The 14,532-nt window shown below is 45.0% G+C and carries 11 protein-coding genes; 9 read left to right on the top strand and 2 right to left on the bottom strand.

Translation table 11 applies throughout. The features are described 5' to 3' along the window. The first annotated feature begins 281 nt into the window (after window positions 1–281). The 8 genes from U2P89_RS05670 to tdh all read left to right on the top strand — a co-directional run bounded on the left by U2P89_RS05670 (window position 282) and on the right by tdh (window position 11,720). A complete protein-coding gene (locus tag U2P89_RS05670) occupies window positions 282–1,673 on the top strand; it encodes an MFS transporter (protein WP_092024718.1) in 1,392 nt (463 codons plus the stop codon). Window positions 1,674–1,772: 99 nt separating this feature from the next. After that, window positions 1,773–3,758, top strand: coding sequence for a glucosamine-6-phosphate deaminase (locus U2P89_RS05675; RefSeq protein ID WP_092024716.1), 1,986 nt, complete (start codon window positions 1,773–1,775; stop codon window positions 3,756–3,758). 190 nt (window positions 3,759–3,948) lie between these two features. After that, window positions 3,949–4,338 carry an START-like domain-containing protein gene (locus U2P89_RS05680; protein ID WP_092024714.1) on the top strand — a complete coding sequence of 130 codons (390 nt, stop codon included), beginning with the start codon at window positions 3,949–3,951 and terminating at the stop codon, window positions 4,336–4,338. 226 nt (window positions 4,339–4,564) lie between these two features. Then, complete coding sequence (locus U2P89_RS05685; RefSeq protein ID WP_092024712.1) at window positions 4,565–6,523, top strand: LptF/LptG family permease; 1,959 nt, start codon at window positions 4,565–4,567, stop codon at window positions 6,521–6,523. A gap of 17 nt (window positions 6,524–6,540) precedes the next feature. After that, the gene (locus U2P89_RS05690; RefSeq protein ID WP_092024710.1) at window positions 6,541–7,761 is read left to right on the top strand and encodes a bifunctional 3,4-dihydroxy-2-butanone-4-phosphate synthase/GTP cyclohydrolase II; all 1,221 of its coding nucleotides are present in this window, start codon (window positions 6,541–6,543) and stop codon (window positions 7,759–7,761) included. Between the two features lie 159 nt (window positions 7,762–7,920). Continuing rightward, window positions 7,921–9,432: a DNA recombination protein RmuC gene (gene rmuC, locus U2P89_RS05695; protein ID WP_322190869.1), complete on the top strand. Its 1,512-nt coding sequence runs from the start codon at window positions 7,921–7,923 to the stop codon at window positions 9,430–9,432. A 27-nt stretch (window positions 9,433–9,459) separates the two neighbouring features. Further along, window positions 9,460–10,650 (top strand): glycine C-acetyltransferase, encoded by a 1,191-nt coding sequence (gene kbl, locus U2P89_RS05700; protein ID WP_322190870.1) that lies wholly within the window; start codon window positions 9,460–9,462, stop codon window positions 10,648–10,650. A 44-nt stretch (window positions 10,651–10,694) separates the two neighbouring features. Next, window positions 10,695–11,720, top strand: coding sequence for an L-threonine 3-dehydrogenase (tdh, locus tag U2P89_RS05705; protein WP_416188618.1), 1,026 nt, complete (start codon window positions 10,695–10,697; stop codon window positions 11,718–11,720). Between the two features lie 3 nt (window positions 11,721–11,723). Here tdh and U2P89_RS05710 read toward each other — a convergent pair whose 3' ends face one another. Next, window positions 11,724–12,551 carry a DUF4230 domain-containing protein gene (locus U2P89_RS05710; RefSeq protein WP_322190872.1) on the bottom strand — a complete coding sequence of 276 codons (828 nt, stop codon included), beginning with the start codon at window positions 12,549–12,551 and terminating at the stop codon, window positions 11,724–11,726. A 168-nt stretch (window positions 12,552–12,719) separates the two neighbouring features. Here U2P89_RS05710 and U2P89_RS05715 point away from each other — a divergent pair, with 168 nt between their 5' ends. Beyond that, entirely contained in the window at window positions 12,720–13,208 is a 489-nt protein-coding gene (locus U2P89_RS05715; RefSeq protein ID WP_322190873.1) for a SixA phosphatase family protein, read from the top strand. Here the strand turns inward: U2P89_RS05715 and U2P89_RS05720 are convergent, their stop codons facing one another. Next, entirely contained in the window at window positions 13,209–14,393 is a 1,185-nt protein-coding gene (locus U2P89_RS05720) for a YeiH family protein (protein WP_322190874.1), read from the bottom strand. It lies immediately after the preceding gene. Between the last annotated feature and the right edge of the window lie 139 nt (window positions 14,394–14,532).

Here is a 14,532-nt window from a genome sequence, read left to right on the forward strand (position 1 = left end):
AGTCCCTTCAATATTCAAATTTTTTTTTATCTTTGTCGACGATATTAAGAAACTGTTTAAATTTTACCGAAATATTTTTATAATTGTACTGTTTGTTTTTCTTTGCTACTGTTTTGGTCTCTTTTGAGCATCTTTTTCACTTTTTCCTTTTGATTTAGCCCGCTAAATCCGCAAGAAAAAATAAAAAATCTATCCCAAAATAGATTCAAAACAGTTTAGCAATAAAATTTAAACAGTTTCTAAATTTATTCTGATTTTTTTTAACAATTAAACAATCTCTGATGGTTAAATTCTCCAAGCCCTTCTGGGTTGCCAATTTTGTAGAACTTCTCGAGCGTCTGGCATATTATGCCGTTTTTATTGTCATTACACTTTATTTGTCTAATGTATGGGGCTTTTCCGATATTGAAGCGGGAGTTATCGCCGGTTTGTTTTCGGCCATGCTTTATTTACTGCCAGTGTTTGCCGGTGCCATTTCTGATAAGATCGGGTTCCGTTCGGCCATCATTCTGGCTTTTGCACTGCTGACAGTTGGGTATGCCGGGCTGGGAATCCTGCCTACGATGCTTGAAAGTGCAGGCTTGGTAAGCTATGAGATGACTACCACTTACACAGGGTTGAATGAGAGTTATCTGAGATGGTCTATCATTGCTCCGCTGATACTGGTCGTTATTGGAGGGTCATTCATCAAATCGGTGATATCCGGTACGGTAGCGCGCGAAACCACACCGGAAAACCGGGCTCGTGGTTATTCCATATTTTATATGATGGTGAACATCGGAGCCTTCACCGGAAAGACGGTAGTCGATCCGCTGAGAAGGAGCATGGGCGACCAGGGATTGGTTTACCTGAATTACTTTTCGGCAGCCATGACACTCCTTGCCCTGATTGCCGTTTATTTCTTCTATAAATCGGCAAAGACCGAAGGAAAAGGGAAAAGTTTTGCAGAGCTGGGCCGGTCGTTGGGAAAAGTGATGCTGAACGGCCGTTTGATGTTACTGATATTGATTGTGAGTGGTTTCTGGGTTATACAGAGCCAGATGTATGCCACCATGCCTAAATATGTGATCCGGTTGATCGGAGAGGGAGCATCCCCCGGATGGTATGCCAACGTAAACCCCTTAGTGGTTTTTGTATGTGTGAATTTCGTCACCTCAATCATGAAAAAACGGAACGCCATCACCTCTATGATGATAGGAATGTTTATTATTCCACTATCCGCATTGGTGATGTCCTTTGGTACGCAAGTGGGAGCAGCCAATATTCTGGGCATGCATCCCGTAGCATTCATGATGATTGTGGGGATCGCCATGCAGGCGTTGGCAGAATGTTTTATTTCACCCCGTTACCTGGAATATTTCTCCCTTCAGGCACCCAAGGGTGAAGAAGGACTCTATCTGGGATTCAGCCACCTACATTCATTCTTCTCCTTCTTGCTGGCTTTCGGGTTGTCGGGATTCCTCCTGGACAAATACTGTCCCGATCCACGGCTGTTCACCAATGAAGCCGGCGTCCTCGATGCAGTGGCTTACGCTGCAGCTACGCAAAACGCCCACTATATCTGGTATGTGTTTGTGGGGATCGGAGCCATTTCAGCCATAGCCCTTGTATTTTACGGACATATTACACGTAAATTGGATAAGAAGAGGGAACAACCGGCTACTGGGATCTGAAAAACAGGAAATGAAATCCTGAAACAGAAAACTTGTCCCTTTGCCGGGTGTTATAACAGAATAAGTATATAGTTATCTTTTTTTAAATCGTATAGAGATATGAGATTAGATCTGAGTTCACACATTACTTTTGAAAGGGTTCCCAAAAAGTATTACAGGCCGGAAAACGATTTCGAGGAATATAATCTGTCGCGTTTCGAGAAACTGCCGGTAGCCATTTTTGAAGAATCGGGGAGAGCGGCAAAAAAAATTGCGAAAGATATCGTCAACGAGATGAAAGTAAAACAGCAGGAAGGTAAACCCTTTGTGCTGGGAATTAGCGGGGGAAACTCCCCTCTGCCGGTTTATGAGGAGTTGGTAAGATACCATAAGGAGGAAGGTGTCAGTTTCAGTAATGTGATCGCTTTTAACACATATGAATTTTATCCGGTACTCGATTTTACCTATAGCAACCTGCAGATGTTAAAGGAGATCTTCCTCGACCAGGTGGATATTGCACCAGAGAATATTTTTTCTCCGAATGCCACCGTTGAGAAAGATCTGATCGCCGAAAATTGCGAGGCGTTTGAGCAAAGCCTGAAGAAAATGGGTGGACTTGATTATTTGCTGTTGGGATTAGGCAGTAAAGGGAATGTAGGATTCAACATGCCTGGTAGCAGCCTTCACTCGGAAACCCGTCTGGTGATGCTTGACGGTGACTCCAGAAAAGACATTGCCCGTAACTTCGGGTCGCTCGACAAAGTACCGGTAAGCGCTATCACTATGGGAATGTCCGATATGATGGATGCAAAAAAGATTTCGCTGGTAGCCTGGAGTGAGCAAAAGGCACAGAGTATCAAGGATATCGTAGAAGGAGCGGTAACCGACCTGGTACCCGGGTCTCTGTTGCAGACACACCCTGAATCCAAAGTCTTTGTAGACCTGGCAGCCGCTTCTGAATTGACACGTATCAGCCGCCCCTGGTTAGTGACCAATTGCGAATGGACCAGCAAATTGATCCGTCGGGCTATTGTCTGGCTTTGCGGGGTGGTAAACAAACCTATCCTTAAACTGACAAATAAAGATTACAGCGATAACGGATTGAGTGAACTGATTACACTCTATGGATCTGCATACAACGTGAATATCAAAATATTCAATGACCTGCAGCATACTATTACCGGCTGGCCGGGAGGAAAACCCGACGCCGATGATACTTATCGTCCCGAAAGGGCAAAGCCCTATCCCAAAAGGGTAATTATTTTCAGTCCGCATCCCGACGACGATGTGATCTCTATGGGAGGTACATTTCAGAGACTTGTCAATCAGGGACATGAGGTGCATGTGGCTTACCAGACCTCCGGAAATATTGCCGTGGGCGACGAAGAGGTGATCCGCTATATTTCCGTGCTGAACAGCATGCGCAAGAAATTCAATCCCGAAAACACAGGATTGCTGGAAAAATATGAAAGTATTCGTCATTACCTTTTACATGAAAAATCGAAAGATGATGTCGATACTCCCGATATCCTTTTCATTAAAGGCAGAATCCGCCGTGAAGAGGCCCGTTCGGCCGACAGATACGTAGGTCTTCCGGAAGAGAATGTACATTTCCTTGATCTGCCCTTCTACGAAACCGGTAAAATCAAGAAGAATCCCATATCGGAAAGAGATGTCAATATCGTAAAAGATTTTATTGAGACCATCAAACCGCACCAGATCTATGTGGCGGGCGACCTGGCCGATCCGCACGGAACGCACAAGGTATGCCTCGATGCAATCCTGGCTGCAGTCGACCTGATGAAAGATGACGACTGGTATAAAGATTGTCGGGTCTGGATGTATCGTGGTGCATGGATGGAGTGGGAGATAGACCATATAGAAATGGCAGTACCACTCTCTCCTGAAGAACTTCGACAGAAAAGGAACGCTATCCTCAAACATCAGTCACAAATGGAGAGTGCGCCTTTCCTGGGAGATGATGAGAGATTGTTCTGGCAACGTTCGGAAGAGCGTAACAGGGCAACGGCTGACATGTACTGGAAGTTGGGATTGGCCTCCTACGAAGCCATAGAGGCATTCGTCGAGTATATTCCCGTACAATAACTTTCGACCTGATAAAGAACTCCTGGTGTCCCGGACAGATAACACTGTTCCAGGATGCCGGGGGTTTTATTTTTAAGCTATTTCCGGCTTCATATTCAACGCTATGCAATTCAATATAAAATTAACCGTCCAATAATAGGTGTAAATCCCTAAAAAAATTGTATATTGTGAGCCTGTTTTGAATAAATAGATGTCAAAAGAGAAATTTCATATCGAGTTCCTTATGGGAAATGCCACTCAGAGTAGTTTGTGGCGTATGATCAGTCAGATTGACGGCCTTTCGGAATGGTTTGCTGATGAGGTGACGATGGATGAATCAGAGACCATCTACAAATTCATGTGGGGAAAAACGGATAATGAAGCCCGGATTATTCACAAAAAACCACAATCAAGCATCCGATACAGGTGGCTCGATGAGGAAAATGAAGAACTTTATTTCGAATTTTTACTACGTAAACTTGACCTGTCGGGTGCTATGACTCTTGAAATAACTGATTTTGCCGAGCCGGATGAGAAAGGTGATGCCATAGCGCTATGGGAATTCCAAATCGATGAAATGAAAAGGAGATTGGGAATCTGATTCACCCATACTCTCTGCCATGACAAAATCCCGACAAGTTTGGGGTCGTTCATCTGGCTTTAACGGAATAGTTCTATTCAAAAAACCACAATTCGTTTGATTTTATTATCTTTGGATAAAAATAGGATGCGCCTCGGAAATCTTTTGAGAGTAAACTCTCACGATTTCTCTCAGCTTTCATTATCTTTGTCATAAAATTGAACTTATTTTTTTTGTCCATTTTTTAATGAGAAGATTTTTCCACATAAAGCGGCTATACAGCTATATTCTCACTACCTATATCCCGCTTCTTCTGATGACTTTTGCCATATGCCTCTTTTTGGTATTGATGCAATTCCTGTGGAAATATGTGGAGGATATGGTTGGCAAAGGGCTGGAGATAAGTGTGCTCGGTGAAATGTTTGTCTATGCAGCTCTCACGCTTGTCTATATAGCGTTGCCATTGGCGATCCTACTGGCTTCCCTGATGATGTTCGGGAACATGGGTGAGAGTCTGGAGTTGCTGGCTGTAAAAGCGGCCGGCGTCCCGTTGCTGACGGCTATGAAGCCGCTTACCATCCTGATTGTGGGTATTGCGGTCGGAGTTTTTTTTTATCAGAATAATGCTCTTCCGAAAATACAAACTAAATTTTATTCGCTGCTCATCTCCATCCGGCAGGCCTCACCCGAATTAGATATACCTGAAGAAGTTTTCTACAAAGATATTCCCGGCTATAATCTTTATGTGGGAAAGAAGGACCAGAAAACAGGGATGCTGCATAATGTATTGATCTACGACATTGCAAGCGGCTTCAATAATATGGCCGTGATTATCTGCGATTCGGCTGAGATGAGTACGACAGACGATAAGAAGATGCTTATCTTCACCATGTACAGTGGGCAACAGTTTCAGAACTTTCAACAGGGCAATGGTTCCTCTTCGCGATATAACGAGGACTTCGTTCCCTATGCACGGGAAAGTTTCGATACAAAGACGATGATGATCGCTTACGATGCCAACTTCAACCGTATGGGGGAAGAGGTGATTGAAGGCAGTGCCACCAGCAATTATGTATCCAAGAACTTAGCGGAACTGGGCGCCTCCATCGATTCTATGTCCCTGATCTTGGATAGTGTGAACCGGGTGGATAGGAAAACGATGAAGAACCATTCCTATCTCTCTTTCAGGAATGGATACCCTGCAGGGAAGAAAGACTCCCTGATCGCTGCCGCACGACTTGCACCCGTAGACGTGCCTCGTCCCGATACCCTGGTGCTGACAAAAGCACTGAACGAGCAATCCGCTATTTTGCAAAGTGCCTATATGAAAGCGGATAATAACAGCAATGAGTTTCTCTTCAGGTCGCTCAATAAAACTACCACGCAGCGTACTATTAACCGGCACTGGGTGGAATGGCACCGCAAATTTACTATCCCTTTCACCTGTCTGATATTCTTTTTTATCGGAGCTCCGTTAGGTTCCATTGTAAGAAAAGGAGGATTAGGCACACCCATCGTGATATCGGTTATTCTGTTTATCATCTACTATATCGTCGAAAATGTGGGTTATAAAATGACCCGCGACGGTGTGTGGGCACACTGGTTCGGTATGTGGTTCAGCTCGTTCGTTTTGCTGCCTATAGGGATTTTCCTGACTTACAAGGCGGTGAATGATTCGGTAATCATGAATGCCGATACCTACGTCAACCTTTTCAAAAGACTCTTTTTCATTCGTGATAAGAGAAAATATCCGGTAAAAAGTGTGATCATTGAAAAGCCGGATTATGAAAAAATATCGCAATCATTGTCTGATTTGTCACAGAAGATCGACCGGTTTCTGGACAGATATGGTCGTCTCTCATATAAAGATTACTGGACTGACACCAATTATAACAAGGAATTACGTTCTCTCAGAAGTTCATTGGAGATAATACTCAACAGCCTGTCCAATTCCCGTAAACTGGAAGTATTGGCAAAGGCGGAAGAGTTTCCTGTAATATTCAATATAGTGAGGATTTTCAATACCGGTTCAATACCGGCTAAAATCTGTATGTACCTTTTCCCTGTAGGAATTATTCTCAGATTCCTCTCTATCCCCCTTGAGTGGACAATCAGGAAAGACCTGAGGAATATTCAAAGGTTGAACGGAGAGATGGTAAATATTTTACACGGCATTCATGAGCCTGAAACTATAGCTTTAGTATAAAAACAATCCATATACAAATGCAAGAAGAAATTCAATTACATACTATTGAAGAAGCCATCGAAGAGATTCGGAAAGGTAACTTTATCATAGTAGTCGATGATGAAGATCGTGAAAATGAGGGCGATCTTATTATTGCGGCAGAACATATCACTCCCGAAAAGATCAATTTTCTGGAAACTCATGCGCGGGGACTCATTTGTGCACCTATTACAAAAGAGCGTGCCGAAGAACTGGACTTGCCGATGATGGTTTCACACAATACATCGATACATTCCACACCCTTTACTGTCTCTATCGATCTGCTTACACACGGATGCACTACCGGTATCTCGGCTTACGACAGGGCGCAAACCATCCTGGCGCTGACCCGTAAAGAGACGGCACCCGAAGATTTTGGCCGTCCGGGGCATATCTTCCCGTTACGTGCACAAACCAAAGGGGTGCTGCGCCGTGCAGGACATACCGAAGCAACGATCGACTTTGCCCGACTGGCAGGACTTTATCCGGCCGGCGCCCTGGCAGAGATAAAAAATGAAGATGGCTCTATGGCCCGCCTCCCGGAACTGATGGAGATGTCCCGGAAATTCAATCTGAAGATCGTTTCCGTAGCCGACCTGATAAAATACAGACTCCGGACGGAATCACTGATCGAAAGGGGTGAATCGGTACAACTCCCTACTGAATATGGCGTGTTTACCATGGTACCGTTCCTGCAGAAAGCGACCGGCCAGGAGCATGTAGCTCTTATCAAAGGAGAGTGGCACGACGAAGAACCGATACTGGTACGCGTACACTCTTCATGCATGACAGGGGATATTTTCGGCTCAATGCGCTGTGAATGTGGTGAACAACTCCATAAAGCGCTGCAACTCATCGAAAAGGAGGGAAAAGGAGTGCTGGTCTATCTGAATCAGGAAGGGCGCGGGATCGGACTGATGGCAAAGGCAGCTGCCTATAAGCTTCAGGAGCAGGGGCTCGATACCGTGGATGCCAACCTTCACCTCGGTTACCAGGCAGATGAACGGGATTATGGCGTAGGCGCGCAGATCCTACGCAGTCTGGAAGTGAGAAAGATGCGCCTGATGACCAATAACCCCACCAAACGTGTCGGTCTCGAATCCTACGGACTGGAAGTAGTGGAGAATGTGCCGCTCGAAATTTCTCCCAACCAATACAACCATTTTTATATGGAAACCAAGAAAAAGAGAATGGGGCATGTGTTGAGGAGCATAAAATAGATGTGATGATGTGCCAATGAATGTGATTAGGTAGTTAAATGGAAAGGTGATTGGGATATTCGAATTTGATCGATCTTCTTTATTCTTCAAATCAACTAATCAGTAAATCGTTAAATCTGTTAATCAATTATGGGCTCTTTGCTCTAAATAAATGATCTTATGAACATTTTGTACCTTCTAATCGGTTTTTTGGTGGGGGGAGTCCTGGGATGGATTATCGCCTCATTGCTGAACAGGTCGAAATCGGTTTCAAAAAGTGAATTTGATGCACTGACCGGCAGATACAACATTTTGAATACCGAATTAGCCTTGTCGAAAGAGAAAATAACTGGCATGGAGGAAGACGAGGCATCATTAAAAAATGACATAAAGGAACAGGAAGAAACAATTGGCCGGTTACAGAGAGAACTACTGGAGGCAGAACGTGGTAGTGCCACGCTGTCGGCCAATCTGAATGCTGCGCAGGAGACTATCCGAAATTACCAGGAAGAGGTAGAACAGATCAGGCACGAACTGAAAACAAAAAACGAAGAATGGAATGAAATAAACAAGTCGCTGGCTCAGTTCACGGCAGAAAACAAATCGTTACTCGAAAAACTGGAAAACCAGAAGGTAGAAATAGTCGAATTACGGAAACAGTTCAATCTGGAGTTCGAGAATATTGCCTCGAAAATCTTAGACGAGAAATCCGAGAAATTTACCCATCTCAACAGGGATAATCTGGATGCTATCCTGAAGCCGTTCGGAGAGAATATCGAGTCGTTCCGCAAAAAAGTGGAAGAGGTCTATATCAACGAGTCAAAAGAACGTTTCTCACTTGGACAGGAGGTGAAGAACCTGCGTGAATTGAACGACCGGCTCAGTACCGAAGCCAATAACCTGACCAAGGCTTTGAAGGGTAGTTCAAAGACGCAGGGCGACTGGGGAGAAATGATCCTGGAGAACATCCTTGAAAGATCGGGGTTAGTGAAAGGCCGTGAGTACTTTGTACAGGAATCGCTAAAAGATACAGACGGTAATACCCTCACCGGGGAGGATGGTGCGAGGATGAGGCCTGACGTGATCATCGCCTATCCTGATAACCGGAAAGTGATTATCGACTCGAAAGTATCACTTACCGCATATGCCAATTATGTGGGTGCAGACGATCCCGTCGAACAGAAAAGATATATCGATGAACACCTTCGCTCCGTACGTAAGCATATCGACGAACTGAGCCGGAAAAATTATCAGGATTATGCCGATACCCTCGATTTCGTGATGCTGTTTATCCCCAATGAACCGGCATATAGCCTGGCATTACAATATGATGAAAACCTGTGGCAGTACGCCTACGAAAAAAAAATACTGTTCATTAGCCCGACCAACCTTATCGCTGCTTTAAAGTTGATAGTGGATCTGTGGAAACGGGAATACCAGAACCGCAACGCAATGGATATTGCCGAGCGCGGAGCTGCGTTATATGATAAATTTGTCAATTTTGTGGAATCACTTACTGACATAGAAAAACATCTGAACAGGGCTAAACAAAGCTATGATAACGCTTATGGCCAGTTAAAGTCGGGTAGGGGAAACCTGGTCGGACAGGCCGAAAAACTACGTGAACTGGGGGTGAAAACTAAGAAATCACTACCCCAGTCATTGCTCGACGAGGTTACCGATGAAGAGTAATCTGACTCAATTAAAAAAGAAAAAGATATGTACGGAAAAATGCAACAACACCTGCAAGACGAATTGAAGTCGATTGAAGAGGCAGGCCTTTACAAAAAGGAACGGATCATTATTTCGCCGCAAAAGGCTGAAATAAAAGTACAAACGGGACAGCGAGTACTCAACTTCTGTGCCAATAACTATCTGGGACTGTCCGATCATCCAAGGCTGATCGATGCGGCAAAACGGGCACTCGATGAAAGGGGCTACGGCATGTCGTCCGTACGTTTCATCTGTGGTACCCAGGATTATCATAAAGAACTGGAGGCGACCATCAGCCGCTTCTTTAAAACCGAAGATACGATCCTTTACGCCGCCTGTTTCGATGCAAACGGAGGCCTGTTTGAGCCGCTTTTTACCAATGAGGATGCCATCATCTCCGATGCGTTGAACCATGCATCCATTATCGACGGGGTGCGCCTTTGTAAAGCGCAACGCTACCGTTATGCCAACGCCGATATGGCTGATCTGGAAGAAAAGCTGAAAGAGGCACAGGCACAACGCTTCCGCATTATTGTTACCGACGGTGTCTTTTCAATGGATGGCAACGTAGCGCCACTCGACAAGATTATGGAACTGGCAGAGAAATACGATGCATTGGTAATGGTGGATGAAAGCCACTCGGCCGGTGTAGTAGGCCAAACCGGGAAAGGTGTGACCGAGTTGTATAATGTGATGGGTAATGTGGATATAATCACCGGTACATTAGGCAAAGCCTTTGGAGGTGCCATCGGCGGATTTACTACCGGCCGCAGGGAGATCATCGATATGCTGCGCCAACGGTCACGACCCTACCTCTTTTCCAACTCCATCCCCCCTATGGTGGCGGCATCAGGTGTAGAAGCATTCAATATGTTGCAGGAATCCAATCACCTGCAGGACAAGCTGCATGAGAATGTAGACTACTTTGTGGCTAAGATGAAAGAAGCCAATTTCGATATCAAACCTACTCAGTCGGCTATCTGTGCCGTCATGCTCTACGATGCGAAACTGTCGCAGGATTTTGCGGCAGAGTTGCTCGACGAAGGTATCTATGTGACCGGATTCTACTATCCCGTCGTGCCGAAAGGCGAGGCGCGCATCCGTGTACAACTCTCTGCCGGCCATGAACGTGCACATCTCGACAAGGCAATTGCTGCGTTTATCAAAGTAGGAAAAAAACTCAAAGTTATTGAATAAAATAATTAGTAATTGTTAATTAGTAATTTGTGATTTATTCTATTATGAAAGCATTGGTAAAATTACGTCCTGAAAAAGGTATTTGGATGGAAGAAGTACCCGTTCCGTCGATCGGTGTGAACGATGTACTTATCAAGATTAAAAAGACATCCATATGTGGGACCGACCTCCACATTTATAAATGGGACGACTGGTCACAGAAAACTATTAAAACGCCTATGACCATCGGGCACGAGTATGTCGGTGAGATCGTGGATATAGGCAGCGGCGTGCAAAACCTGAAGGTGGGCGACCGTGTTACCGGCGAAGGGCATATTGCCTGCGGACACTGCCGCAATTGCCGCCGTGGTAAACTGCATGTCTGTGAGAATACCATCGGGGTGGGGGTAAACCGTGACGGCGCTTTTGCCGAATACCTCTCCCTGCCGGCCGCCAACGTGGTGAAGCTCGATCCCCGGATACCTGATGAGATTGCCTCTATCATGGATCCGTTCGGCAATGCCACTCATACCGCTCTCTCTTTTCCGTTGATCGCCGAAGACGTGCTGATCACAGGTGCGGGACTGATAGGCAGCATGGCTACCGCAATCTGCCGTTTTGCCGGCGCCCGCTATATCGTGGTGAGCGACCTGAGCGAATACAGGTTGGATATAGCCAGGAAAATGGGAGCTACGCTTACGGTGAATGTCTCAAAAGGAGAAACAATAGCACAGGCAGTAGAGAAACTGGGAATGCGCGGTTTTGATGTGGGACTGGAAATGTCCGGTTCACCTGCCGGATTCCGGGAGATGATAGCCAATATGTACAACGGTTCCAAGATATCACTGTTGGGTATTTTGCCCAATAACACGATGGTGGATTGGAACGAGATCATCTTCAAGGCGCTTACCCTGAAAGGGATCTACGGCCGTGAAATGTGGGAGACATGGTACCAGATGGAACAGATGATCATCTCGGGATTGGATCTGAGCCCCATCATCACTCACCGTTTCAGTATCGATGATTTCCAGAAGGGATTTGATGTGATGGAGGAAGGCCAGTGTGGTAAAGTGATCCTGGACTGGGAATAACCATCAGGATTTAAAAAACCTGACAGCCTTATCGAACTGATTGGCGGCCTTGTCGAATAAATTTATTTGCTCTAATAAAGGGAGCTCTTTTCCAGGGCTCTCTTTTTTTTCTTCTTCCGGATCAGGAAGTACCTTGTAATCATCAATCAGTCCGATATTCTTTATAGCCCATTGGTTGACTGCCGTCACCTCCTCAAGCAGCAACTTCATCTGATCGGCGGCAATCTTCATCAATCCGCTTTGCAATGCGGCTTTTCTCACCTGTTCTTTCGCCAGGGTCTGGATCTGTTGCAGGTCTTTTCTTCCGATCACATTGAACAGATCATCCTCAAAATAATAATAGTTGAAATCACAGTCAACAGAAAGGATTTCCGGTTTGGGAAAATCCTGTAGCCGGATCTCTTTGTGTTCTTCATCGACCTCCCATACGCATTTATTTATATCATAACCAATCAACACCTGCGCACGCACAATGACCAATGCTTTTTTTGTGGAAGGAATGAACTTCAGCAGTTTTTTTGTGTTTTCATAATTATATATCTCGTTGAGTTGCCCTTCGGCCACTACGATCTTGAAAACCCGTTTTATGCCCTCGACAACAGTATGAGAGGCGGTGACGGTACCCGATTGGGTTTTCCGTATATTCCAAAGTTGAAACAGGAGCCAGGCAATTACAATGCCAATGAGCAGTCCAAATATCAGGATACCCAGTATGCTCCCGTTCCCCGGATAGACCGGTCGGAAGAATGTCCGGTAAAGGAATCCGGCGATCAATAACAAAAGAATAGCTGCAGTTATTATGCCGACTCTCTTTACGATCTTTTTCGTCATAGTCAAAACATTTGTGATAGAACACAAAAATAAGAATAAAGGTTTGATAAATGTGGATAATAGTGTAGAGAATGTGGACGAAATGCACAAAAATATAATATCTCGAAAATTATAATTACTTTTGTGCCTTAAAAAAATATTATAGCGCTATCAATAAGCTAAAACTATATGAAGCAACTTGTTATCTTACGTCATGGCAAAGCCGAACAGGATACAATGGCCAAAGATGATTACGATCGTGTCCTAACCGATCGTGGTAATAAAAACGCCTTCGACATGGGAGGATTTATTTTAAAAAAATGGGGCGTCCCCGACCTGATCCTCTCTTCATCCGCAAGACGGGCACATGATACTGCCATCCTGGCCGCACAAAGCCTTGGTTATCCGCAGGAAGAGATCAGAACCGACCAGAATCTCTATTTCGCCCCTTCCCGCTGGATACTGAATGTAATTTCAAAATTGCCTGACGAGGTGGATCGTTGCCTTTATGTGGGGCACAATCCCGGAGTGACGGAACTGGTCAACGACCTGGGTGTACGCCTCGATAATCTCCCTACCGCATCGGCGATATGCTTCGAATTCCATATCGACTCCTGGGCAGATATCTCGACCGAGAGAGCGGCTTTTCACTGGTTGAAACTGGCGAAAGAATTATAATCAGTAATTACTGAACAGTAACCAGGCAACTAGCAGGGTCAGTATGATATTAAAACCTTGTGCCGTGAGGAACGACCAGATATATTTGGCGTTTTCTTTCCTGAAGATATAACGGAAATCGGTCTCTAATCCGATACATACGAAAGCCAAAGAGAAAAGGAGCCCACGTGCACCCTTGTTTGCCACCCGCGACAACTCTTTACCGGTTTCGGCATCGAAGGCAAAGCTAAAGATCAACGAAGCGATCAAAAAGCCAAGAACAAATTTCGGAAACCGTTCCCAGAGCACACTGCCTGAGGGACGGATCTCGCTGTTGGTACCCTTGTACGACCAATAGATGGAAATGGCAAACGCAGCGACCCCTAATAACACGTTCTGCGCCGATTTAATGATGACGCTGTATTGTTCGGCTGTCTCACCTATGAATTTTCCGGAAGCAACCACGGCGGCTGTCGTATCGATGGTTCCGCCCAACCAGGCGCCGGCAACTTCCTCGCTCAATCCCATCCATTTTGCCAGATAGGGCAGGAGATACATCATGGGAATAGCTACAATAAGTACAAGTGATATCACAAATGAAAGCTTCTTGGGATCACCTTTAATTGCACCACTCGTGGCGATGGCTGCCGAAACCCCGCAGATAGATACCGAACTCGATAACAGCATCGACATCTCCTTATCTATCCTGAATGCCCTGGTGGATATCCAAAAGCTGAAATACCAGACGGAGAACACTACAATGATGCCCTGTACCATACCCAGTGCACCGGCACGCATAATCTCGTTGAAAAGGATGGAACTACCCAGGATTACTAACCCTGCCTTGATATAATATTCACTCTTGACAGCCGGTGCCAGCCATTTCGGCAGGCCGACCGTATTGCGAATAAGTAACCCGATAAGTACGGCAAAAAATACCGATTCCAGACCGATCGTCTTGATAGGGCTGAGAGCAGCTATATATTCTGCCAACCAGGCAAGCGCGTAGACAATCACAAACGAGAGTATAAAACCTCCTTTATCTTTGTTCCCCATAAACAGATAGCCCAGATAAGCCAATGCACCTATCAGCAGCGACATATACATATGATTCTTCATCACAGATGGTAAGAGGATTACCAACACAAGGATAACCCCACCGATAAATGTGGAGACCCAATCTTCACTTTTTAATGTTTTCAGCATGATCAAATGGAGCACTTTTGTGCAAATTTCTTATGTAACTATGGATTTGCAGACAAAATTATAAATAATTTACAAATAATAAAGACCTGATGTTTCGCAGTTAAAAATGAAGTTGATAATCAGAGGATAAGAGATAAAA

The sequence above is a fragment of the Proteiniphilum sp. genome (genome assembly GCF_034331125.1).
Classification (GTDB): Bacteria; Bacteroidota; Bacteroidia; order Bacteroidales; family Dysgonomonadaceae; genus Proteiniphilum; species Proteiniphilum saccharofermentans.